Raw genomic sequence first — 23,490 nt, 5'->3', positions numbered from 1 at the left:
CCGGTGTCAGCAGGGTCCCCATCGCCTCGATCAGGTCGTCGGCGCTGGCCTGCATGACGGGCAGGAACTCCGCTGTCAGGTACGCCGCGTAGGCGTCGGCGCCCTGCTCGGCGGCGGTGTACTCAGCGACGTTCTCCGGAGCCATCCCGGCGAACCAGTCGAGACCGTGGGCGTCGTGGGGCGCGACCCCGGCCAGGCTGGCGGCCGCACGGCACCGGTCGGGCAGCAGCGCCGCGCAGGCCAGGGCGCGTGGCCCGCCGCCGGACCAGCCGAGCGTCACGAAGTCGCCCACGCCGAGGTGGTCGAGGACGGCGACCGCGTCCGAGACGTCGTCGACCATGCGCGGCGGACCCTGGGCGGGCAGGCGCGGCGACGACCCGCCGTACCCGGCTCGGGACCAGGTGATCATCCGCAGGCCCTGAGCCCGCGCTGCCTCGTCGACCGGCGCGAACGGCACCGCCGCCGACGGCGAGCCGGAGTGGTAGAGCCACGGGTAGCCCTCGGGGTCGCCTCCCACCAGGACCTCCAGCGTTCGCCCGTCGGAGGTGGTCAGCTCGAGGTAGCCCATGGCCCGAGCGTAGGTCGTGCACAGGTGGGGGGTCACGTGGTCAGGCCTGTCGGCCGCCGCGGCTAGGGTTCTCGGGTGCCCGACGCCCCTGCTCCCGACACCGCCGTCACCCCCGTGCGTCGGGTGCTCGCCGCTGCCGTCGAGGCGCTCGGCGGCCAGCAGCGCGACGGGCAGGTCGTCATGGCCGAGGCGGTCGCGACCGCGATGACCGACGAGCAGCACCTGCTCGTGCAGGCCGGCACCGGCACCGGCAAGTCGCTGGCCTACCTCGTCCCGAGCCTGATGCACGGCGAGCGGGTCGTGGTCGCGACGGCGACGCTCGCCCTGCAGAACCAGCTCGTCGAGCGCGACATCCCCCGGCTGGTCGAGGCGCTCAAGGACACCCCGGGCGTCGACACGTCCTACGCCGTGCTCAAGGGCCGCTCCAACTACGCCTGCCTGCACCGCATCCGCGAGGGCGTGCCCGACGACCAGGGTGCGCTGGTCGAGCTGCCCGAGGGGTCGCAGGGCAAGAAGATCCTCGAGCTGCGCGCCTGGGCCGAGAAGGAGGCCGAGGGCGGTGGCAGCGGCGAGCGCGACGCCGCGCCGCGCCACACCGACAAGGACTGGCGTCAGGTCAGCGTCGGCCACCGCGACTGCCTCGGGGCGAGCAAGTGCCCCTTCGGCCAGGAGTGCTTCGTCGAGCTGGCCCGCGAGAAGGCCCACCGCTCCCACCTGATCATCACCAACCACTCGCTCCTCGCGATCGACGCGATCGAAGGGGTGCCGATGATCCCCGACTACGACGTCGTGGTGATCGACGAGGCCCACGAGCTCAATGCGCGGGTCACCCAGGCCGCGACCGACGAGCTCTTCGCGGCCGACGTGGAGCGGGCGGCCCGCCGCTCGCAGCGCTATGTGGAGGGACCCCAGGCCGACGACCTCGCCGACTCCGCGAGCGCGCTGCGCGACGCCCTGTCCGGCGCCACCCCGGGCCGCTTCGAGCGGGTGCCCGAGGAGATCTCCGACGCGCTGCAGCTGATCCGCGACGCGGCGCGCGCCTGCCTCTCGGCCTACCCCAAGGCCGACTCCGAGGCCGACGGCGACGCCGGCCGCACCCAGGCGCGGGGCTCGGTCCAGGAGGTCTTCGTGACCGCAGAGCGCATGGCGGCCGGCTCCGACGCCGACGTCATGTGGCTGACCGAGGGCACCGAGCGGATGCCTCCGCGCCTGTGCGTCGCGCCGCTCCAGGTGTGGGGCCAGATGCGCGACAAGCTCCTCACCGACAAGACCGTCGTGATGACCTCGGCGACGCTGATGCTGGGGGGCGACTTCGCCTCCGTCGCCAGCAACGTGGGTCTCAAGCCGAGCGAGCGGGTCCTCGGCGACGGGCCGGTCTCCGGCGCCGAGGCCGCCCTGCCGTGGGTCGGCATGGACGTCGGCTCCCCGTTCGACTACGGCCAGCAGGCGATCCTCTACGTCGCGCGTCACCTGCCGCCCCCGGGTCGCGACGGTCTCGCCCAGGCGCAGATCGACGAGATCGTCGAGCTTGTCGACGCCGCCGAGGGGCGCACGCTGGGGCTCTTCTCGAGCCGCCGCGCCGCCGACGCCGCCGCCGAGGCCGTCCGTGAGCGGCTGCCGCACCTCACCACCCTCGCGCAGGGCGAGGCCCAGCTGCCCGAGCTGGCCAAGCAGTTCGTCAGCGACCCCCACACGTGTCTCTTCGGCACGCTCAGCCTGTGGCAGGGCCTCGACGTCCCGGGCGAGACCTGTCAGCTGGTGATCATCGACCGGATCCCCTTCCCGCGCCCCGACGACCCGCTGATGAGCGCGCGCCAGAAGGCCGCCGACAAGGCCGGCGGCAACGGCTTCATGCAGGTCGCCGCCACCCACGCCGCGCTCCTCCTCGCCCAGGGGGCGGGTCGGCTGATCCGCACCACCAGCGACCGCGGCGTCGTGGCCGTGCTCGACCCGCGACTCGCGACGGCCCGCTACGGCGGCTTCCTCAAGGCGAGCCTGCCTCCCATGTGGACGACCACCGACCCTGCCGTCGTACGCAAGGCGCTGAAGCGGCTCGCCGGCGGCTGAGGGCACTCGATGACGCGACTCGGGATCGCGCCGCTTCTCCTCACAGCGCTGCTGGTGAGCGGCTGCACGGACAGATCGGTCGATCGCGTCGGTCGGCAGGCCCACGCCTCGGGGCCGACGCCGAGCCACGCGGTGTGGCCGCCGGCCTCGGCGCTCGAGGAGCCCGAGCCTGACTCGCCGGCCCCGAGCATGGGGCGCCGGGGCAAGGCCCGGGTGCAGGACTACGTGAGCTACCTCCTCGACGAGATCGACTACGCGCTGCGCACGACCTTCCCCGCGGCCGTGCTGCGCAGCGACGCCCGGTGCCGGATCTGTGGGGAGGTCGTCGCGACGGCAGAGCGGGCTCGTGACGAGCGGGTGGTCTACGACTTCGACGACTGGGGCGGCTACCTCCTGCTCGCTCGCGAGCTGCCGAGCGACCGTCCGGGCGTGCGTTCCTGGCGGGTCCGGCTCATGCTGTGGCAGCCCGAGATCGAGGTGCGCGACGAGGCGGGTGAGGTGGTCGGGAGGATCCCCGGCCGCAACCGCGAGACGGTGCTCGACCTCGACCACACCGCCAACGAGTGGGCGATCAACCACTGGAGCGGCGCCGCTGCCGCGCCGCCGCCGGACGTGGTCTGACCCGTCGCCGGCCGCGAGGGGTGGGGGGTGGCGGGTGTGGCTGGGTCGGGATTGCCCACAGGTCACCGCCGGGCGTGATGCCTGCCTAGAGCGGTGGGTGGTGGGAGGTCTGGCGGGAGCGGGATCGCCCACAGCTCACCGCCCACCGGAGGTCGCGGTGCGGCCCCGGCACTTCCCACGACGACACGCCACCCACCACGGGGTGCTCACCGTGGGAGGTGGCGGTTCGTCGGCATACCTTGATGAAGCGGACCGCCGAGCCGACCTACAACCGAGCCGTGCCGTCCCAGCCCCGACGCGGCGAGCCGACGCCGAAGAACGACGCGATCGTGGGAGCGACGTCGACGGTCTTGGCATGCGCCGACGAGGCGCGCTTCCTCGGCACCCGCGGGTGGCCGCCGCCGATGAAGAACGGGATGGCCCGGGTCGCGGGGTGGCCGTGGTTGCCGGGGATCGGGTTGTCGGCGATCGGGTCGGGGTCGCTGAAGCGCCAGCCGGCCTTGCAGAAGACCACGACGTCGCCGGCCTCGGGCCCGAGCCGCAGCCACTCGTCGGTGCGGCGGGGCGCCGACAGCACGCCGGGTGTCGCCAGGGCGATCTCGCGCATCCGCTTGACCGCCCGGGTGCGCTGGGACGTCGGGCCGGTCCAGTAGAGGAGGTCGGCCCCACCGTTGGCGGAGATCGCCACCTTGCCGCCCAGGAAGGGGTCGGCGTCCATCGACGACTGGAGCGAGATGACCCGGTCGGGCCGCGACCAGTCCATCGAGTGGTCGGCGAGCACGATGACGATCGAGTCGTCCCAGCGACCGGTCGACTTCAGCATGTCGACGAAGCGGCCGACAAGTAGGTCGGTGTCGACCAGCGCCAGCTTGCGGGCGAGGCGGACCGTGGTGCCGGTGAAGTCGGTGTGCCCGAAGCGGTCGATGTCGCCGAGGTTGACGAACATCAGGTGCGGGTCGAGCTCCTCGACCATCGCCAGCGCGGCGTTCATCGTGAACTGGTCGGGCGCATGGCCGGAGATCGGGATGATCGGCGCCGGCTCCCAGCGCGCCGTCGCGCGGTCGCCGAAGACGCCGTAGAGGTACTCCTTGCTGAGGACCGTCCCGGTGCGGTAGCCCTTGCGGTTGAGCCGCTCGATCACCGTGTCGACCTTGATGTCCGAGGCCCGCTCCATCGTGCGGGTCTCTCGGAGCTTGCGGTCATAGATCGAGTTGGCCGGCACGCCGGTCCGGTCGGGGCGCATCCCGGTCATCATCATCACGTGGTTGGGGATGGTCTCCATGACCGGCATCGACGAGGCCCGCGGGAAGCGCAGCCCGCCGTTGCGCAGCGCGGCCAGGTTGGGCGTCAGGCCGCTGTCGAGCTCTTCGGGCCGGCAGCCGTCGATGACCAGCACGTAGGCCCGCTTGCGGTTGCCCGGCGGTGCCGCGGCAGCGGACGCGGCCCCCAGCGCACCGGCCGCCGTGGAGAACGCGACGCCCGCGCCCCCCACCTTCAGCAACGTACGACGACCCGCGCGGACCTCCGCGAGGCCGGCGGCGAAGGGCGCGTCCCCCGAGGAGCAGGACGGCAGCTCGCACATCAGCGCACCGGCCGATCGACCCTGACGACCTTGCCGGTGCCGGTCCTCGTGGCGAAGGAGGCGGTGTGGCGCACGGTCGTCTGCTTGTCGGCCCGGTCGCCGATGATGAACCAGTCCATCTGGGCCCGCTTGGCGGTGACGTCGAGGACCGAGAAGCCGTGGTCGTCGAAGTTGAGGTACTTGATGTGCTGGTTGTTGGCCAGGATCACCTGCTCGACCACCACGCTCGTGGTGCGCGGCGGGGTGCCGGTGATGTCCTTGAGGTTGTTGCTGGTCACCGACGAGCACACGAACTCCACGCCCGCGGAGTCGCCGACCACGGGGTCCGCGCCGACGTCGTAGGGAAGCTCGCAGGCCCAGCCGGAGTGGATGTCGCCGGTGACGAACAGTGCGTCCTTGATCTGGTGGTCGCGGATGTGGGCGAGCACCTCGCGTCGGTCGTCGGTGTAGCCGTCCCACTGGTCGACGTTGTAGGGCAGGCCGTCGTCGGGCAGCAGGCCGGTGACGTCGTTGATCGGCGCGAGCAGGTCCTGGGGGACCGCTGCGAAGGTGACCGGCGCGATCATCACCGGGTTGCCGATGATCTTCCACTGGGGACGCTGGCGGCTCAGCGACTCTTTGAGCCACCTCATCTGACGACGACCGAGCAGGGTCCGGTCGGGGTCGCTGACCTCGGCCTCGAGCGCCGGCACCGGGGTCGGCAGGGCCGTCTGGACCTGCTCGTCGCGGTAGGTGCGCAGGTCGAGCATGCTGATCTCGGCGAGGGTGCCGAAGGTGAGACGGCGGTAGAGCCGCGCGCCGTCACCCAGCGCGGCCGTGGCATCCATGCGCACCGGCATCCACTCGTCGTAGGCACGGTGGGCCCGAGCGCGGCGCTGGAGGTAGTTGCCCTCGCCGGACCGACCACCGCCGGGGGTGTGGTTCTCTGCGCCGTCCTTCCACTGGTCGTTGGTGACCTCGTGGTCGTCCCACGTGATGATCCAGGGGTACTTCGCGTGAAGGTCCTGCAGGTCGGCGTCGCGCTTGTACTGCGCGTGCCGCTGGCGGTAGTCGGCCAGCGAGACCATCTCGCGGGCCGGCTGGTGCTTGCGGATGTCGACGTTGTCGGAGCCGTAGCCGTACTGGCCGGGGGCGTACTCGTAGAGGTAGTCGCCGAGGTGGAGCACCGCGTGCAGGTCGTCGCGCTTGGCCAGCCCGCGGTAGGCGGTGAACCAACCGGCCTGGAGGTTGGCACAGGAGACGACACCGAACCGCAGGTGCCCGGGGGTGGACCCGGCGGCCGGCGCCGTGCGCATCCGGCCGACCCGGCTGACCGAGCCGCGGTAGGAGAAGCGGTAGAAGTACCACGTGGCGGGCTTCAGCCCCCCGACGTCGAGCTTGACGGTGTGGTCGCGGCTGGCGCTGGTCGCGAACGTGCCGCGGCGCACGATCGTCCGGAACGTCCGGTCCTTGGAGACCTCCCAGGCGACGTCGACCTTGGGCCCCTTGCCGGAGCCGGGGGTGCTGGCCGCGGTGGGGGTCACCCGGGTCCAGATCACCACGCGGTCGGGCTCGGGGTCACCCGACGCCACGCCGTGCTTGAAGTAGCGGGAGCCCGCGACGGACGCCGCGTCGGCCGGGCTGGTCGCCACGAGGGCGGCCGCGCCGGCGCCGGCGGCGGTGCCACCGGCCAGGACCGTACGACGGCGGAGGGGACTGCGCAGGGTGCTCACGACAGTAGTCAACGCGCGTGCGCGCGTGAGGTCATGCGATCGCGCCGATGAGCCCCCAGCGTTCACCTTCTCGTCACCGGAAGGCGCGGGCTGTGAACCGCTGGACCTGGCGGTCGTCGCGGGAGTCGCCCTGGCACGAGAACGCCCCGCGGACGAAGCAGTCGTAGCGACCGCTGGCGTTGACCAGCGTCACCTCGACCTGGCGCACTGCTGCCTTCGAGAACGGCACGACCTTCGTCGCGTTGCCGTCCTTGCGCAGCTTGATGACGTTGCGGCGCACCTCGCCGGACGCGGTGTAGACGGTGACGATCGCGGAGGACCCGCGGAAGGTCGGGGCGAGGTCGAGACCGATCCGGAGCTTGAAGGCCTTGTTGCGCAGGGCGCCGCCGGGGGTGAGCCGGTAGGTGGCCGACGTCAGGTGCGAGAGCTTCAGCTCCTGACGGATGCCGCGCACGCCCAGCGTGAAGGAATCGGCCAGCCGCGCCTTCGGGTAGCGGTTGGCCGCCCCCTCGTCGTAGGTCTGGGCGGGGCGACGGTTGGCCTCGGCGAAGGCGGTGAACGCCTTGGCAGCCGTGGTCTTCTTGCCGCGCAGTACGGTGGCGACCGCCTGCCAGGAGTACTGGTCGGGGGCGCCGGTGGTGCCGTCGGCCTTGCGCCAGATGTCGCGCACGAGGGTCGGCATGCCGCCATCGGCAGCCGGGTAGCGCTCGGTGAGGTAGCGGAAGAAGATCCAGGTGCCGTAGAAGAAGCCGCCGCCGGAGGTGTCCAGGGGCAGACGCGGACGGGTCAGCGGGCTGTAGCGGAGGTATTGCACGTTGTCGTCGACACCGTCGTAGAGCTGGTCCTCGGCCCAGGTGGCGGTGGCCTCGAGCAGCCAGCCGTCCTCCTTGAAGTCGTAGGCGTACTGGACGGCGTGGAAGTACTCGTGCGCGGCCGTGACCTGGAGGTTCTCGATCGGGGTGTTGGTGCCGAACTCGCTCGTGGCGTAGTCGTCGTCGAGCACGCAGTAGGCCGAGCGGGCCCACGGGGCCTTGAAGGCGGTCTTGTCGTCGGTCGTGCAGTAGCCGTAGAGCCCGGCGTCGCCGATGTCGGAGAGGTAGATGTCCATCAGGTTGGACCCGCCGCCGCGGTTGCCGTCGCCCTTGGGCTCGCGGTAGCCGGCGCCGACGTAGGTGTTGTGCACCGAGGTCAGGGTCGCGAGCGCGGTGGCGACGTAGTCGGGGACGCCGTCGGCCGGGCTGGTGTCCTTCTTCGGCGGAGCGTCGTTGGTGGTCGCGACGTAGTGCACGCACACGTCGGGGCCACACACGGGCGGGGCCTCGGGCACGGAGTAGCCGTCGCCCTGCGGGTCCTGGTTGCCGTCGGTGGGCCGGGCCAGCAGCCGTTCGGCGGCCAGGCGGTCGGTGCCGGTCAGCTGGTCCTGGAGCAGCGCCAGGTCGCGCAGAGCAAGGGTGGCGTCACCACCGGCAGCGGCCGACGGGGCCGAGCCACGCGCCACGACGTCGGAGTCGCCGCGCAGGATCGCCTGCGCCGCCGCGAGCGCCTGACGCGCCTGGGCGCTGGATGCCGGAGCGGCAGCCGGAGGAGCCTCCGCCTGGGCGACGGGGGCCGCGAGCAGCGCGGCCAGGACGGCCACGACCACGGCGAGCAACGGCGTACGGCGGGTGGACTGAGCTGACACGGGGGCTCCGAAGGCGAGAGGTCAAAGGGTGCGAGCCACCGACACTACAACCGGGCAGGGACAGTGCCTCCCCGCCCGGCAGCAGGTCAGAAACGGAGCCTGGCCGACAGCTTGAACACTCGGTTGTCGTCGAGCGGCACCGCGCCACCGCAGGAGAACGGTGTCGTGTAGGAGTAGCAGTCCCGGAAGCGGCCGCTGCCGTTGGCCAGGGTGACCTCGACCGATTTCACCAAGCTGTGGGAGAAGACGACGGTCTTGGCGCCGTTGCCCGCACTGTTGAGGGAGATGGCCGAGGTGCGCACGCCTCCCGACTTCAGGTAGATCGACACGATCGCGGCCGGCGAGGTCACCTTGTCGGCGAGGTCGACGCTGATCGTCAGCTTGGAGCCGCGCCGGCCCGGGGTGAAGCGCCCGGTCGCCGAGGCGAGGTGGTCGACCGTCGTGGTGTACCAGCCGGACTTCAGCTTGAAGTTGCCCAACGGTGCCTGCGGGTAGCGGTTGGCGGCGCCCTCCGCGTAGGACTTCGCAGGCCTGCGGTTGGCGTCCGCGAAGAGTGCGAAGGCCTTGGCCGCGCTGCTCCCACGAGCCTTGAGCACCCGATCGATCGCCTGCCAGGAGTAGTCGTCGGGTCCTCCGGCGGCGCCATCGGTGCGACGGATGATGTCGCGCACGATGGTCGGCATCCCGCCTGCGGTCGTGGGGTACTTCTCGCTCAGGTAGCGGAAGAAGATCCACACCCCGTAGTGGAAGCCGTTGTCGCGGTTGAACTGGTCCATCGAGGCGCGGGGCGTGGCCAACGGGCTGTCGCGGAGGTACTGCAGGTTGTCGTCGACGTCGTCGTAGAGGATGTCCTCGACCCAGGCGGCGGTCGCCTCGAGGAACCAGCTGTCCTCGAAGACGTCGTAGGCGAACTGGACGGCGTGGAAGTACTCGTGGGCCACGGTCACCTGGAGGTTCTCCAGCGGGGTGTTGGTCGGGAACTCCTCGGAGGCGTAGTCGTTGTCCACGACGCAGTAGGCCGAGACGTCGTAGGGCCCGTTGGTCGGCACGTCGTCCTCGGTCGTGCAGTAGCCGTAGAGCCCCTTGTCGCCGATCTCGGCGATGTAGACGTCCGGCAGCGCGTTGCCGCCCTGCGTGCCGTCCTGCTTGGGTGCGCGGTAGCCGGCTGCGACGTAGGTGTCGTTGACCGCGGAGGCCTCCGCCAGCGTCGCGGCGGCGAACTCCGCCGTGCTCGCCTCGTCGCCCGTGGTCGTGTAGTGCACGCACACCGTGGCCGAGCAGGTGCTGGTCACGAGATTGGCGCCATAGCCGTCCTCGTCACCGGGGTCGCTCGGACGCGCCAGGATCCGGTCGGCCGCGGCCCGGTCGGCGCCGGTGAGCCCCGCCTTGGAGAGGGCCAGCTGGCGCAGGGCCATCGTGGCGTCCCCGCGCTGGCGGCCCGCGAGCACTCCCTGGGCCCGGTCCAGCGCAGCGCGCGCGGACGGGGCCGAGGCGCGCACGACCTTGTCGGAGTCGGGCGCCGGGCGCGCCTGCGCACCGGGCGGCGCCACCAGGGCCGCGAGGCCCAGCACGAGCGACAGCAGGAGGGAGGCACCGAGACGCGCGGGACGAGATTTCACAAGGGCTCCGGGGCGTGAGGCGAGGGGCTCCCGACGCTAGACCCGTCGCGCCGATCCGTCCCGGGCCGTTCGACCCTGGTCTAGCGCAGCCCGGTCACATGCGCCGCAGGACCGCGGTGACCTTGCCCAGGATCGTCGCGTGCGTGCCGTCGATCGGGTCGAACGCCGGGTTGTGCGGCAGCAACCAGACCTCGCCGTCCTTCTTCTGGAAGGTCTTCACCGTCGCCTCGCCGTCGATCATCGCGGCCACGATCTCGCCGTTGTTGGCGGTCGGTTGCTGGCGGATGACGACGTAGTCGCCGTGGCAGATCGCCGCGTCGACCATCGAGTCGCCCGAGACCTCGAGCAGGAAGAGCGTGCCGTCGCCGACGAGCTGCTTGGGCAGCGGGAAGACGTCCTCGACGCGCTCCTCGGCCAGGATCGGTCCACCGGCGGCGATGCGCCCGACCATGGGGACGTAGGTCGCCTCGGGGTGCGCGTCGCCGGCACCCGTCGGGTCGTACGTCGACTCGTCGGCGCTGCTCATCGACCGGCGGGCCGCGAGCACCTCGGGCAGGAAGACCTCGAGGGCCCGGGGACGGTTGGGGTCGCGCTTGAGGAAGCCCTTCTCCTCGAGCGACTTGAGCTGGTGGGCCACGCTCGAGGAGCTGGTGAGACCGACCGCCTCGCCGATCTCGCGCATGCTCGGCGGGTAGCCGCGCATCTCGATGCTGTCCTTGATGTGCGCGAGGACGCGCAGCTGGCGAGGAGTGAGCCCCGAGGCGTCGGGGGGTCCGTCGGGGAGCTCGGTGACAGTCTTCTTGGCCATGGGCTGACTGTCCCACCAACGCCTGATGTTTTCAAACACCTGTTCGAAGGCGTGTCGCGGGCCGAGACCCGCCCCCAGACCGCCGCGCAGGTCGCCAGGATGCTCGCATGGACGTGAGCTGTGTCGTGACAGGTGGGGCTCGAGGCATCGGCCGGGGGATCGCCGAGCAGATGGTGGCGCGGGGGGCGCGGGTTGTCCTCACCGACCTCGACGGGGACGCGGCGGCCCGCACGGCCGCCGAGATCGGTGCCGCCGAGGGGCTCGCGCACGACGTGCGCGACCCGGCGGCCCACCGTGCGGTCGCCCTGAGCGCGGCGCGTCACGGCCGCCTCGCCGCGTGGTTCAACAACGCGGGAGTCGGTTTCGACGGCACGCTGCAGGAGCTCTCCGAGGAGCAGGTCCGCATGCTCGTCGAGGTCAACCTGTTGGGCGTCCTGTGGGGCACGCGGGCCGCGGTGGACGCGTTCGGCGACCGCGGTGGCGACGTGGTCAACACCGCGTCCCTCTCGGGCCACGGCCCGGTGCCGGGCCTGTCGGTCTACGCCGCCACGAAGGCGGCGGTCGTCTCGCTGACGATGTCGGTGCAGGCGGAGACGCCACGCCGGGTGCGCGTCCACGCACTGTGCCCCGACGGAGTGGCGACCCAGATGGTCGCCGACATGCGACCCGACGGGTTGGCCCGCGCCCTGGTCCAGTCGGGTGGGCGGATGCTGGGTGTCGACGAGGTCGCGGCCCAGGCGGTCGCGCTGCTCGGGTCGCGACGGGTGGTCCGGACACTGCCGGCCTGGCGTGGTGGTCTGATGCGCGCCTCGACCCTGGCCCCCTCGCTGGCCCAGGGCGCCACGGCGCTCTTCGCCGCGCAGGGCCGGCGCGCCGGGCGGTCCTGACCGACACCTCGGATCGGGTCGAACAATTGTTCGCCCAGGGGCTTGTGCTGTTCGAACACCTGCTCTAACCTCGATCATGTGTTCGATCGAATGTCTGATCGAGTGGCCCTCCGCTTCAAGGGCAGCTCCTCCTCCGGAGGCACTGTCGGTGGCCACGGTTAGACATCTCCTCGACACCGCAGCACTTCTCGATCCGAGGCTGACCGCCACTTCCCCAGGAGGTCCCAGATGAGCACCATGACCCTGCACCCGACCGCCGCGACGCACCCGCCGACCCTGCGCCTGACCAGGCGCGGTCGCCTGGTGGTGTTCCTCGGCTCGCTGCTCGTGGTGCTCGCCGTCGGCTTCGTCCTGGCCTCCGGATCGGTCGCCACCGAGCGCCCCGGCACCCCCGAGCCCACCCGCGTGGTGCTCGTCGGCCCCGGCGACACCCTCTGGGACCTCGCTGCCGACCTCGCCGACGACGGCGACGTGCGCTCGATGATGGCGGAGATCACCCGCCTCAACGCCCTCGACTCGGGCATGGTCTCGGTCGGGCAGGAGCTGCGGGTCCCCACCAGCTGACACCACACAGACTTCGCCAGCCGCTTCGACCCCGGCTGGCGAGCCGGGGAAGACAGGGGGCGAGGCCATCGGCCTCGCCCCTTGCGGCATTTCGAAGACTCCCTCAGCGTGCGGCGCGGCGCCCGCCGGGGGCGGCCGGGGGAGGGGGCTCGACGCTGTCCTCGACGGGAGCAGCGGTCCGCGGCGGCGGCGCCTGGGTGATGCCGAGCCGACGCAGCAGGCGAGCGATGAGGATGAACCCGAGGAAGAGGCAGGCGACGGCGCCGATCGACGCGAGGCCGAGGAACAGCCAGGCCCCCGAGTCGCCACCACGGGCCTCGGAGCCGAAGTCGATCGCGGCATAGACGAGGTAGCCCCAGGCCACGACCGCACCGGTCACGCCGAGTGCCAGAGCGATCAGCGCAGGCTGGAATCCCGCCTTGGGCTTGCTGCCCTTGCGCGTCCCTGCCCGCTTCCCCTGTGCCACGCGCACATTGTCCCCGATGCCCTGGCCGGCGTCGCGCCGGACTCGCTAGGACTCCGAGACGAGGTACTGCAACGTCGTCTGCTCGTCGCCGGTGTTGGGGAAGGTCGTGATGGTCACGGTGAAGGGGCCCTGGGTCAGCGAGCTGCCCGCGAAGCCGCTGCCGGGCCCTCCGCCGACGCCCTCGGTCACGGTGAAGCCCGCGTCGGTCAGGAGGCCCACAGCCTCGGCCAGGACCGCGTCGCTGGTGCCGTCGGCCTGGAGGATCACCACGAAGCCCTCGTCCTCGCCCGCCTCCTCGCCGGCCGTGGCCTGGCTGATGAGGCCCTCGACGAGCGGCACCTCGTCGACCGGGAAGTCCTCGGGCAGGTCGCCGGTCACGGCCCCGCTGGAGGCAGCACCCTCCGGCGTCGTACGGGCGTCGTCCTCGGCTCCTCCGCAGGCCGTGAGGGCGAGGGTCAGCGCCAGCGCTGCCAGGGGAGTCCGGAGGGGGGCGAGGGAGGCCACAGCAGGGGTACGACGCATGCTCCCGACTCTGCCACGGGCCCCTCCCGAGGGTGGTCCTGGGCGCCTGGCAAGCCGCTGACCTGCGGCTTTGGACCGGCGGTGAATCAGGTCCCACGAAGTTGGTCGACCCACTTGCGCAGCCGGGAAGTCGGGGCGTACGGTTACCACAACATCTAGTACTTACACCGGTGTAGTTATCCACATCTAGTTCACAGCCCGGATGGGGATGGCCCACAGTTCGGCCGGTGTTATGCACAGCAAGACCCCCGTTTTCCACAGGTCACCCGTCATCTGGCGGGTCTCCTGAGCGCGCCCGAGAGGAGGCCCCGACGTGCACTGCCCTTACTGCCGCAACACCGACACCCGGGTCCTCGACTCGCGCGTCGCCGACGACGGCGGCTCGATCCGCCGCCGTCGCACCTGCAACGCCTGCGCCAAGCGGTTCACGACCGTGGAGCTGATGCAGCTGACCGTGCTCAAGCGCTCCGGCGCCACCGAGCCGTTCGCGCGTGACAAGGCCATCTCCGGCGTCCGCAAGGCCTGCAAGGGCCGCCCGGTGACCGAGGACGAGCTGGCCCACCTCGGCCAGGCCGTGGAGGACGCCCTGCGTCTCTCCGGTGCCGCCGAGATCCCTGCCAACGAGGTCGGGCTCGCCATCCTGGGCCCGCTGCGCCAGCTCGACGAGGTGGCCTACCTCCGCTTCGCGAGCGTCTACCGCGCCTTCGAGTCGGCCGACGACTTCGAGGACGAGATCGCGATCCTCCGCGCCGAGCGGTCCGTCCCGGACTCGCCCGCGGAGCTCACCCACTCAGCCCCCAGCGGCTGACCAGAGACCGCCCGGCAGGTAGTGGGGAAGCTGCCTGCCGGGCGTACCAACGTCGAGTGCCCCCGGCCCGACCGGCTCCTGTGAGGAGCCCGGTCGGGACTGTCGGTGCCACCAGCAATGATCGACCCACCCCCGAAGAAGAGGCACGAGGAGAGCACATGACCGAGACCGTGAGCGGCACGAGCAGGGGCGCAGGAGACAGCGTCTTCGGCAAGCGCCTGACCCTCGAGCGGGTCTTCAGCACCGAGGGTGTCCACCCCTACGACGAGCTCACCTGGGAGCGTCGCGACGTCAACCAGACCAACTGGAAGACCGGCGCGGTCGTCTTCGAGCAGCGCGGGGTCGAGTTCCCCGACTTCTGGTCGGTCAACGCCTCCACCATCGTCACGACCAAGTACTTCCGCGGCGCGGTCGGCACCGACACCCGCGAGTGGAGCCTCAAGCAGCTCATCGACCGGGTCGTGAAGACCTACACCAAGGCCGGCAAGGGCCACGGCTACTTCGCCACGGTCGCCGACGCCGAGGTCTTCGAGCACGAGCTCACCTGGCTGCTGGTCCACCAGTACTTCTCCTTCAACTCTCCCGTCTGGTTCAACGTCGGCACGCCGTCGCCGCAGCAGGTCTCGGCCTGCTTCATCCTCTCCGTCGACGACTCCATGGACTCGATCCTCAACTGGTACAAGGAAGAGGGCTTCATCTTCAAGGGCGGCTCGGGGGCCGGCCTCAACCTCTCCCGCATCCGCTCCTCCAAGGAGCTCCTCTCCTCCGGCGGCACCGCCTCGGGCCCGGTCTCCTTCATGCGCGGCGCCGACGCCTCCGCCGGCACCATCAAGTCCGGTGGCGCCACGCGCCGCGCGGCCAAGATGGTCGTCCTGGACGTCGACCACCCCGACATCGTCGAGTTCGTCGAGACCAAGGCGCGCGAGGAGGACAAGATCCGCGCGCTGCGCGACGCCGGCTTCGACATGGACCTCGGCGGCACCGACATCACGTCGGTCCAATACCAGAACGCCAACAACTCGGTCCGCGTCTCCGACGAGTTCATGCGCGCCGTCGAGGACGGCACCGAGTTCGGCCTGCGCTCGCGCAAGGACAACTCCGTCATCGAGACCGTCGACGCCCGCGAGCTCTTCACCAAGATCTCCGAGGCCGCCTGGGCCTGCGCCGACCCCGGCCTGCAGTACGACGACACGATCAACGACTGGCACACCAACCCGGAGACCGGCCGCATCACCGCGTCCAACCCCTGCTCCGAATACATGTCGCTCGACAACTCCTCGTGCAACCTGGCGTCGCTCAACCTGCTGAAGTTCCTCAAGGACGACGACACCTTCGACGCCCCGCTCTTCGCGAAGGCCGTCGAGTTCATCATCACCGCGATGGACATCTCGATCTGCTTCGCGGACTTCCCGACCGAGCCGATCGGCAAGACCACCCGCGACTACCGCCAGCTCGGCATCGGCTACGCCAACCTCGGCGCGCTGCTCATGGCCATGGGCCTGGGCTACGACTCCGACGGTGGCCGCTCGATGGCCGCGACCATCACCTCGCTGCTGACCGGCCAGTCCTACAAGCGCTCGGCCGAGCTCGCCGCGATCGTCGGCCCCTACGCCGGCTACGCCCGCAACGCCGAGGCCCACAAGCGGGTCATGCGCAAGCACCAGGCCGCCAACGACACGATCCGCACTCTCGGGATCGCCGACGGCCAGGTCCACGCGCTCGCCACGAAGGCCTGGGCTGACGTGCAGGAGCTCGGCGCTGCCAACGGCTTCCGCAACGCGCAGGCCTCCGTCCTCGCCCCCACCGGCACCATCGGCTTCATGATGGACTGCGACACCACCGGCATCGAGCCGGACTTCTCGCTGGTCAAGTTCAAGAAGCTCGTCGGTGGCGGCTCGATGCAGATCGTCAACCAGACCATCCCGCGCGCGCTGCGCAAGATGGGCTACGTCGGCGAGCAGGTCGAGGCGATCGTCGACTACATCGCCGAGCACGGCCACGTCATCGACGCCCCGGGCCTCAAGCTCGAGCACTACGAGGTCTTCGACACCGCGATGGGCGCCCGCGCGCTCAAGCCCATGGGCCACGTGCGGATGATGGCCTCGTGCCAGCCGTTCCTCTCCGGTGCCATCTCCAAGACGGTCAACCTGCCGGAGTCGGCCACGGTCGAGGAGATCGAGGACATCTACCTCCAGTCGTGGAAGCTCGGCCTCAAGGCCACCGCGATCTACCGCGACAACTGCAAGGTCGGCCAGCCGCTCTCCAGCGGCAAGGGCGACAACTTGGGCGAGGACTCCAACAAGACCGCCTCCGACGACGTCGTCGCCGAGGTCGTCGAGGCGACCAAGGTGATCGAGAAGATCGTCTACGCCCCGACCCGCAAGCGTCTGCCCAAGTCGCGCACCTCGCGCACCACCTCCTTCACGGTGGGTGGCGCCGAGGGCTACATGACCTCGGGTGCCCACGACGACGGTCAGCTCGGTGAGGTGTTCCTCAAGCTCGGCAAGCAGGGCTCCACGCTCGCCGGTGTCATGGACGCCTTCTCGATCGCGGTCTCCATCGGCCTGCAGTACGGCGTGCCCCTCGAGACCTACGTCGCGAAGTTCACCAACCTGCGCTTCGAGCCCGCCGGCCTCACCGACGACCCCGACGTCCGCATGGCGCAGTCCCTCATGGACTACGTCTGGCGCCGCCTGGCCCTCGACTACATGACGTTCGAGGAGCGCTCCGCCCTCGGCATCTACTCCGCCGACGAGCGTCAGCGCCACCTCGAGACCGGCTCCTATGAGCCCGTCACCGAGACCGGCTCCGCCTCGGAGCTGATCGAGGCCGAGATCGTGGATCTCGCCCCGGTGGTCGAGGAGACCCCCGCGCCCGCCCAGCAGGCGTCGGTCGCCGAGCCCCAGCAGGCCCGCACCTCCGCCGAGCTCATGGAGAAGCTCACCGGCACCGCCGTCGACTCTCCCCTCTGCATGACCTGCGGCACCAAGATGCGTCCCGCCGGTTCTTGCTACGTGTGCGAGGGCTGCGGCAGCACGTCCGGCTGCAGCTGACACTCTCGCTCAACCCACCGGCCCGGTCCCTGATGTCAGGGGCCGGGCCGGTGGCATGTTGGCCTGGGGTCGAGGGGGTCAGTGAGACTTCAAGACAGCCCACGCGATGAGTCCGTCCAGGCGTCGGATGTCTGCCCCCTTCGCCAGCTTGATCTTGATGTGGCCAGCTCGAGTCCAGAGCTCTAGCTCGGAGTTGAAGTCCAGCTTCCCAGCATTCTCGGAGGACCACATGTTGATGGAGCTGTAGGGCAGCGAGTAGATCTCCACCTTCTTGCCCGTGATGCCCTGCGCGTCACGCACGATCAGCCGCTTGGTCGTGAAGACGGCGCTGTCGCGGAAGGTCTTGAAGGCGGCCACGGCCTCCTCGCCCTGGACGAGCAGAGCCTGGACATCCTGCGGGATGGGAATCTCCTGAGCCAGTGTCCAGGCCGTGATGGGTGCGGTCTCCATGTGTGTTCCTTTCGTCAGGCGCCGACGATCGACGACGCAGCCAAGAGGTTGCTTGGCATGGGGTGCTCCAACTCCCACGTGATGGCGATCGGCTTCTCGCCCTCGTGCGAGACATGCCGCACCGGGCCGAGGAACGTGTAGGCGGCAGTGTCGAAGTCGCCCTTCTGCTCGGAGCGGGCAAACAGCAACACCGTGCTGGTGCCGTTGATGTAACGCTGGCCGGGCTTGGAAGCGAGGGAGGTCGCGTTCTGCGACTCCCAGTGGAAAAGCGTCGGGCTGATCGGGTAGTCGCGGTACATCGTCGTAGGGGAGAAGGTGGCCTCCGACTTCTTGAGGGTGACGAACAGGATGTCGACGTTGAGCGTGGGGACGTAGACGACACCGGTCATGACACTCGTGGGTCGTCGATCCAGGCTGGCGTAGTCGAGCGCGGCCAGGATCTCCTCGCGCTGATAGCTGGCATGGACCCGGAGTGGCACGTCCGACAGAGACCCGGCGAGCGGGATGGCGTCGTGCCGAGTGCGGTCGAAGGAGTAGTCCACGACGCTACGCAACTCCGCTGCGGTCGCGAGCTCGGAGCGCAGCGCAAGCAGTCCGTCGTCGTACGACGCGAAGCCACCCGCATCGGGCCACAGCGAGAAGAACAGCATGCGGGCCACGCGTTGCTCGACCAGCGACAGGCCTTCGTAGTCAGGCAGGTCAGACATCAGCTCTGCGTAGGCACGCGCGCGTAGGGCGTCGTCCACGTGCGCGAAGGCGCGCATGCGGCGCAGGAGGTGCGGCTCCTGCGTCGAGCCAGCCGGGGTGGGCAAGCCCGCCTCGCGCCGGAGCTGGGTCCACGACCTCGTGCCGCGCCGCAGGATGTCGGGCAGCTCGATGCCGGACTCGTCGATGAAGGTGGGCAGGTCCATGTCGCCGTATTGCCTCAGCTCGCTCACCATCTGCGGCCAGCGGTTGGCGACCTGCGCGCGGATGTTGTCGAGGACGATCTGCTGGGCTTGCTTGTCCATGACGATCTGGCAGCCGGCGGGCAGGAACGGGAAGCCCCGCTCGATGTCGCGTTCGAGTCCGCGCCGCGTGCGACCCGTCAGGGCACGCAGTTTCTGGTCGAAGCGAAACTCCTGGCGGTGATGCCCGACGAAGTCGAGCACGGTGAGGACAGCCTTGTCGCGTGTGCGCCGCAGGCCGCGACCGAGCTGCTGCAGAAACACCGTCGCGCTCTCGGTCGGGCGCAGGAACAGCACGGTGTCGATCTCGGGCAGATCGAGGCCCTCGTTGAAGAGGTCGGCTGCGAAGAGGACATTGACGCGCCGCTCCTTGAGGTCCGCCAAGGCTCGCGCCCGGTCGGGCCCTGCCGTCTCGCCGCTGACGGCCAAGGCCGGGATGCCGGCGGCGTTGAACGTGTCGGCCATGAACTGCGCGTGGGCGATGCTGACGCAGAAGCCAAGTGCACGCATCCGTCCCGGGTCGAGGACCTTGTCGCGTAGTTGCGTGAGGACAGCGGCTGCGCGCACCTGGTTGCCGGTGTAGACGTTCGACAGCGCGGCTTCGTCATAGCGCCCACGACGCCAGGCCACGTCGCGCAGGTCAGTGCCGTCGGCGACCACGAAGTAATGGAACGGGCACAGCAGATCCGCACCCAGGGCATCCCACAGTCGCAGCTCGGTGGCGATCCTGCCCCCGAAGTAGTCCCTCACGTCACCGCCATCGGCACGCTCGGGAGTGGCGGTCAGACCGAGCAGCTCGCGCGGTGTCAGGTGCTCGAGGATCCGGCGGTAGGTGGGCGCCTGCGCGTGGTGGAACTCGTCGATGACCACGATCTCGTAGGCGTCAGAAGGGATCTGCGTGACGCCGTAGGACGACAGCGACTGCACGCTGGCGAAGACATGACGCCAGCGCTCGGGCCGTGACCCTGCGACGTAGAGCTCTCCGAACGAGGGATCTGCCAGCACCTCGCGGTAGGTGCGCAGCGACTGCTCGAGGATCTCCTTGCGGTGGGCGACGAAGAGCAGCGATGGTCGATCGGTCGCATCGCTGCCGCACAGGCGGCGATAGTCAAAGGCAGCGACCACCGTCTTGCCCGTGCCGGTGGCTGCTACGACCAGGTTGCGGTGTCGGTCGTGGACACTGCGCTCGACGCCGAGGGCGTCCAACATCTCCTGTTGGTAGGGGTAGGGCCGGACCTCGAGTCCTGACAGCGAGATCGTGATGCGGTCATGGGTGCGTCGGCCCGAGGCCTCCGCCAGGGCGTCGTCGAGCTTGTCGCGGTCACGATCGGGGTCGTAGAGCTCGAAGCTCGTGTCGTTCCAGTAGGTGTCGAAGGTGGCGCGGAACTTGTCGAGCAACGCAGGGGTCGCGACGTGGGAGAGGCGGACATTCCACTCCACGCCGTCGAGAAGGGCGGCCCGCGAGAGGTTCGACGAACCGACGTAGGCGGTGTCGAAGCGGGTGGCGCGGCGAAAAAGCCAGGCTTTGGCGTGCAGGCGCGTGCGCGCGGCGTCGTACTGAATGCGGACCTCGGCGCCGAGCTCTCGCACCAGTCGGTCAAGGGCGGCCCGTTCCGTCGCCCCCATGTAGGTCGTGGTGATCACGCGGAGGGGAGCGCCTCGCTCCCGCAGCCGGCGCAGCTCTGGCTCAAGCAGTCGCAGACCGTGCCACTTCACGAAGGCGCAGAGCAGATCGACCTGGTCGGCTGTGTCGATCTCGGAGCGCAGCTCGGCTCCGAGGCTGGGCTCGCCACTCGCATTGGTGAGGAGGGCGGCATCGGCCAGTGGCGTCTGAGGTCGTACGTCACCGTGGCGGAGGATTCCTGGGCCTGCCGGAGCTGTGAGTCGGAGAAGCTGCGTGGCCGGCTCGGCGATGGGATCGCCCGCCGCATCCAAACTCGCAATGAGCGCGTTCACGATCGCCAGACGCTGGCCGGGCTGTGGGCGGTCCTCGAGAGCGCGCTTGGTCAACTCGTAGATGTGTCGCGCCAGCACGTGCGGCTGATCCGCCTGATCGACCGCGCCGGTGAGCGCCACCAGACCGCTGTGGTGGATCGGGTCGAGCGGGGATCGCTCCGTGAGGAGCGATTCATAGAGCCCGAGCGGCACCGCCTCATGAGTCACTGTCCGAAGCTCTCACGTCCTGGAGTGTGCGGCACGCATCTCGTGGCACGCGGTTGGCGCGACCTTCCCTCATGTGGTGGCAGATTTCCTCAGAAACCCTGCGGGGCGCCTGTTGTCGACGTATACAGAGGCATTCACTTTCGCTCAACCTTGGATGTATCGATGTCGCAGCCTTCACTGCAGGACTACCCCGGCTACTTTCCACCCGCGAAGACCCCTTGGTGGAACAGGACCAAGGCCGCGGTGGCGGCGGGTCTCGTCGGACTCTTCATGGGCTTGCTTGTGTCGGCGGGTGATGGCGCGACCGATGTTGAGGAGTCGCCCGCTGCGTCTCCGCCTTCCCTCGTAGACACAGCCACCGCCACCGTTCCTGCGTCTGAGGTCGACGCGGCGGTAAATGAGGCGGTCAACGAGGCCGTGGCTCACGTGACCCAGAAGATGAAGGGGAAGCTCGAGCAAGTGAGAGCCTCCGCGGCCGACCGGCTGCAGCGGGTGCGCGCCAAGGCTCAATCCGCGCAGACGAGGGCGGTCGACCGAGCTGTTGCTCGGACGCGCGCTGACGAGCAGCGCAAGGCAGCGCGTGCGGTCGCCAACGCACTGGCCTCTGTCCCGGCTGCCGCGCCGGCGCCGTCTGGTGGAGGCGGTGGAACGGATCCACGGTTCGACTACTGCTACAACGCCCAGGACGCGGGCTACGGCCCTTACTACGCCGGCGACACGGAGTACGGGTGGTACGACGACGCCGATGGGGACGGCGTGGTCTGCGAGTAGCTGTGGGATTTCAACAAGCGCAATTGACACCCGCGCAAGCCGAGCGAGCGCGACAGTACGAGGCTGCACGAGCCGAGCTAGAGCGGATTGAGGGTCTCCACCGACGTTACTTCGCACCGAAGGCGCAACTCCTGATCGAGGAGGTGGCATTGCCTGGCTTCCACAAGCTCGTCGTGACGGCAGAGAAGCAGTGCCTGCGAGGGGTGCCGCTGCATCGGCGAGGCGAGCGACGGGTCGCGCGAGGTCGCGCACGAGTGCTTGCGGAAGCGTGGGCAACAGACCTGCAGCGGATCGCCAAGTCTGATCGAGAGGCTAGGCAATCGCAGTTGGATATGAACAGAGCCGGTTTGCTGGCCAACGACGGCAAGATCGTCATCGCTACCTTGATCGAGCACTTCGCCTCGGTCTCACGTCGGATCAGCGTGTCTGCTCATGTCGACGGAGAGATCGGACTGATCGTGCCCGTGTCGTCCCTGACCTCGATCCCGGCGCAGAAGCCTGCCCTGACGCCGCTTGGACATCCGACGCTTCACAAGTTGTCGCAGACGGAACGCAACGAGTGGTACGCGCAGATCATCGCGGCCGAAGTGCTGCTCGCTGCGAAGGAGGCTCTCTCCATCGCTGTCGGGACGCCGGGAGCCCGGATCGTCGCGGTTGATGGCCGTGGGGTTTCGCTACTGGCCGCGCGCGTCTCGAGCCAGCGGCTCAGCGGTGCCGACTGGTCACGCGGTGCGTGGAGCATCCTGTCGACCATCGATCCGCAACTTCGTTGCGACGCCCGCGGGCGGACCCTGGCGCTGCACACGATCGACCTGCGCCGTGATCCAGAATTCGGTCCCTTGATCCGGCAGTGAGTCGCGTCAGCGGATCCCCGTGTCACACGGGACGTCCATGACGGCGTCCTCGCCGGCGACGACGCTCACGTCCATGAGCTCGCAGAACATGCCGGCGTCGGCGGTCACGACGTAGTCACCGGGGGCAAGGGTGATCCGGAAGCGGCCGGAGGAGTCGGTGACGCCCTCGGCAACGGTGGGGCCGGCGGCGTACGCCTCACCGGGCAGCTGCTCGGAGACCGTCACGGTGACGCCGGTGGCCGGGGCCGGGTCGCAGGGCTCGCCGACGGCCTCGACCGGGCACTGAGGTCCGAGGAGGACCTGGCCGGTGACAGCAGAGCGGATCCCGTCCTCCGCGGTGGGGGGCGCCGTGTCGTTGCCGCAGCCGGCACAGGCGAGCAAGACCAGGGCGGCGAGGAGGAAGCGCATGGGGATGTGACGTCGTCGCGGGTTGTTCGGCTCCAGATCACCGGCCCGCCACCTGCGTCGACCAGCGTGGGGCGCATGACTGATCTCGGGAACACCTTCGGCCGCCGCACGCTCCTGCGCTCCAGCGCCCTCACCGCCGGCGCCCTGACCGCGACGGGGGCGGCGACCGCGCTCCCGACGAGCACGTCGGCAGCACCGGCGAGCCTGGTGCGTCAGCGTCTCACGCTCACCTCCGGCGTGCAGAGCGGCGACGTGAGCACCACCTCAGGCGTGGTGTGGGCGCGGTCGTCGGGGCGGGGGCGGCTGGTCGCGGAGGTGATGAGCGGGCGGAAGCGCCGGCGGGTGCGGGGGCCGTGGGCCGATGCGAGCACCGACTTCACGGCCAAGATCGCGTTGGAGGGGCTGGCGCCGGGGCGTGAGTACGCCGTGGGGCTGGCCTTCGAGGACGAGGACGGTCACCGCGGGGAGTCGGCCGTGGCGGCGTTCCGCACGGCCGGCGTACAGCCTCAGAAGACGAGCTTCGTGTGGACCGGCGACACGTGCGGGCAGGGGTGGGGGATCAATCCTGACCTCGGGGGGCTGGTGGGCTACCGCGCGATGCACGAGACGCGGCCCGACTTCTTCATCCACGCCGGCGACACGATCTATGCCGACGGTCCGATCGCGGCGGAGGTGGTGGAGCCGGACGGGCAGGTGTGGCGCAACCTCGTGACGCCGGAGGTGAGCAAGGTGGCCGAGACGCTGGCGGAGTTCCGCGGGCGGCACCGCTACACGATGCTCGACGACAACGTGCGGGCGATGTGTGCCGAGGTGCCGGTGATCGCGCAGTGGGACGACCACGAGACGACCAACAACTGGTGGGCCGGCGAGGTGCTCGACGACCCGCGCTACGCCCAGGAGCGTCGCGTCGACGTGCTGGCGGCGCGGGCGCGCCAGGCG

20 protein-coding genes are annotated in these 23,490 nt (G+C 70.0%); 9 read left to right on the top strand and 11 right to left on the bottom strand.

All coding sequences use genetic code 11. The features are described from left to right. The coding region (locus AAG827_RS17985; RefSeq protein ID WP_341927598.1) for an alpha/beta fold hydrolase at positions 1-568 on the bottom strand (568 nt) is incomplete at its 3' end. 75 nt (positions 569-643) lie between these two features. Here AAG827_RS17985 and AAG827_RS17980 point away from each other — a divergent pair. Beyond that, entirely contained in the window at positions 644-2,635 is a 1,992-nt protein-coding gene (locus AAG827_RS17980; protein ID WP_341927597.1) for an ATP-dependent DNA helicase, read from the top strand. A 9-nt stretch (positions 2,636-2,644) separates the two neighbouring features. Next, entirely contained in the window at positions 2,645-3,256 is a 612-nt protein-coding gene (locus tag AAG827_RS17975; protein ID WP_341927596.1) for a hypothetical protein, read from the top strand. A 265-nt stretch (positions 3,257-3,521) separates the two neighbouring features. On the opposite strand, the gene AAG827_RS17970 is transcribed toward AAG827_RS17975, so the two are convergent. The 5 genes from AAG827_RS17970 to lexA form a co-directional block, all read right to left on the bottom strand. Further along, complete coding sequence (locus AAG827_RS17970) at positions 3,522-4,838, bottom strand: alkaline phosphatase family protein (RefSeq protein WP_341927595.1); 1,317 nt, start codon at positions 4,836-4,838, stop codon at positions 3,522-3,524. After that, complete coding sequence (locus AAG827_RS17965; RefSeq protein WP_341927593.1) at positions 4,838-6,550, bottom strand: alkaline phosphatase D family protein; 1,713 nt, start codon at positions 6,548-6,550, stop codon at positions 4,838-4,840. The genes AAG827_RS17970 and AAG827_RS17965 overlap by 1 nt, the downstream gene beginning before the upstream one ends. Before the next feature lie 73 nt (positions 6,551-6,623). Next, positions 6,624-8,231 (bottom strand): MXAN_6640 family putative metalloprotease, encoded by a 1,608-nt coding sequence (locus AAG827_RS17960; RefSeq protein ID WP_341927591.1) that lies wholly within the window; start codon positions 8,229-8,231, stop codon positions 6,624-6,626. A gap of 86 nt (positions 8,232-8,317) precedes the next feature. Next, complete coding sequence (locus AAG827_RS17955) at positions 8,318-9,850, bottom strand: MXAN_6640 family putative metalloprotease (RefSeq protein WP_341927589.1); 1,533 nt, start codon at positions 9,848-9,850, stop codon at positions 8,318-8,320. A 94-nt stretch (positions 9,851-9,944) separates the two neighbouring features. After that, complete coding sequence (lexA, locus tag AAG827_RS17950; protein ID WP_341927587.1) at positions 9,945-10,658, bottom strand: transcriptional repressor LexA; 714 nt, start codon at positions 10,656-10,658, stop codon at positions 9,945-9,947. A gap of 107 nt (positions 10,659-10,765) precedes the next feature. Here lexA and AAG827_RS17945 point away from each other — a divergent pair, with 107 nt between their 5' ends. Together AAG827_RS17945 and AAG827_RS17940 are read left to right on the top strand one after the other, a co-directional pair. After that, positions 10,766-11,545: an SDR family oxidoreductase gene (locus AAG827_RS17945; protein ID WP_341927582.1), complete on the top strand. Its 780-nt coding sequence runs from the start codon at positions 10,766-10,768 to the stop codon at positions 11,543-11,545. A gap of 228 nt (positions 11,546-11,773) precedes the next feature. Then, positions 11,774-12,109 carry a LysM peptidoglycan-binding domain-containing protein gene (locus AAG827_RS17940; RefSeq protein WP_341927579.1) on the top strand — a complete coding sequence of 112 codons (336 nt, stop codon included), beginning with the start codon at positions 11,774-11,776 and terminating at the stop codon, positions 12,107-12,109. Between the two features lie 103 nt (positions 12,110-12,212). Here the strand turns inward: AAG827_RS17940 and AAG827_RS17935 are convergent, their stop codons facing one another. Both AAG827_RS17935 and AAG827_RS17930 read right to left on the bottom strand, forming a co-directional pair. Beyond that, on the bottom strand, positions 12,213-12,575 hold the full coding sequence (locus AAG827_RS17935; RefSeq protein WP_341927576.1) for a hypothetical protein: 363 nt from the start codon (positions 12,573-12,575) through the stop codon (positions 12,213-12,215). Positions 12,576-12,620: 45 nt separating this feature from the next. Beyond that, complete coding sequence (locus tag AAG827_RS17930) at positions 12,621-13,097, bottom strand: hypothetical protein (protein WP_341927574.1); 477 nt, start codon at positions 13,095-13,097, stop codon at positions 12,621-12,623. A 313-nt stretch (positions 13,098-13,410) separates the two neighbouring features. Here AAG827_RS17930 and nrdR point away from each other — a divergent pair, with 313 nt between their 5' ends. Together nrdR and AAG827_RS17920 are read left to right on the top strand one after the other, a co-directional pair. Next, positions 13,411-13,905 carry a transcriptional regulator NrdR gene (gene nrdR / locus AAG827_RS17925; protein ID WP_091112936.1) on the top strand — a complete coding sequence of 165 codons (495 nt, stop codon included), beginning with the start codon at positions 13,411-13,413 and terminating at the stop codon, positions 13,903-13,905. Between the two features lie 158 nt (positions 13,906-14,063). Then, a complete protein-coding gene (locus AAG827_RS17920) occupies positions 14,064-16,958 on the top strand; it encodes a vitamin B12-dependent ribonucleotide reductase (protein ID WP_341927571.1) in 2,895 nt (964 codons plus the stop codon). 78 nt (positions 16,959-17,036) lie between these two features. Here AAG827_RS17920 and AAG827_RS17915 read toward each other — a convergent pair whose 3' ends face one another. Then, entirely contained in the window at positions 17,037-17,408 is a 372-nt protein-coding gene (locus AAG827_RS17915; protein ID WP_341927570.1) for a PH domain-containing protein, read from the bottom strand. Between the two features lie 14 nt (positions 17,409-17,422). Then, on the bottom strand, positions 17,423-20,518 hold the full coding sequence (locus tag AAG827_RS17910; RefSeq protein WP_341927568.1) for a DUF3427 domain-containing protein: 3,096 nt from the start codon (positions 20,516-20,518) through the stop codon (positions 17,423-17,425). A gap of 162 nt (positions 20,519-20,680) precedes the next feature. Between AAG827_RS17910 and AAG827_RS17905 the strand changes: the two genes are divergently transcribed. Together AAG827_RS17905 and AAG827_RS17900 are read left to right on the top strand one after the other, a co-directional pair. After that, a complete protein-coding gene (locus AAG827_RS17905; protein WP_341927566.1) occupies positions 20,681-21,289 on the top strand; it encodes an excalibur calcium-binding domain-containing protein in 609 nt (202 codons plus the stop codon). A gap of 149 nt (positions 21,290-21,438) precedes the next feature. Beyond that, entirely contained in the window at positions 21,439-22,143 is a 705-nt protein-coding gene (locus AAG827_RS17900) for a hypothetical protein (protein ID WP_341927564.1), read from the top strand. Between the two features lie 6 nt (positions 22,144-22,149). On the opposite strand, the gene AAG827_RS17895 is transcribed toward AAG827_RS17900, so the two are convergent. After that, positions 22,150-22,551: a carboxypeptidase-like regulatory domain-containing protein gene (locus AAG827_RS17895; RefSeq protein WP_341927562.1), complete on the bottom strand. Its 402-nt coding sequence runs from the start codon at positions 22,549-22,551 to the stop codon at positions 22,150-22,152. Between the two features lie 75 nt (positions 22,552-22,626). On the opposite strand from AAG827_RS17895, the gene AAG827_RS17890 reads away from it, so the two are divergent. Beyond that, positions 22,627-23,490: alkaline phosphatase D family protein (locus AAG827_RS17890; protein WP_341927561.1), on the top strand; the 864-nt coding region annotated here is incomplete at its 3' end.

Origin of the sequence: Nocardioides psychrotolerans (assembly GCF_943371775.1) — a bacterium.
GTDB classification, from domain to species: Bacteria; Actinomycetota; Actinomycetes; order Propionibacteriales; family Nocardioidaceae; genus Nocardioides; species Nocardioides psychrotolerans_A.
This window is presented reverse-complemented; position numbering and strand designations above follow the sequence as displayed.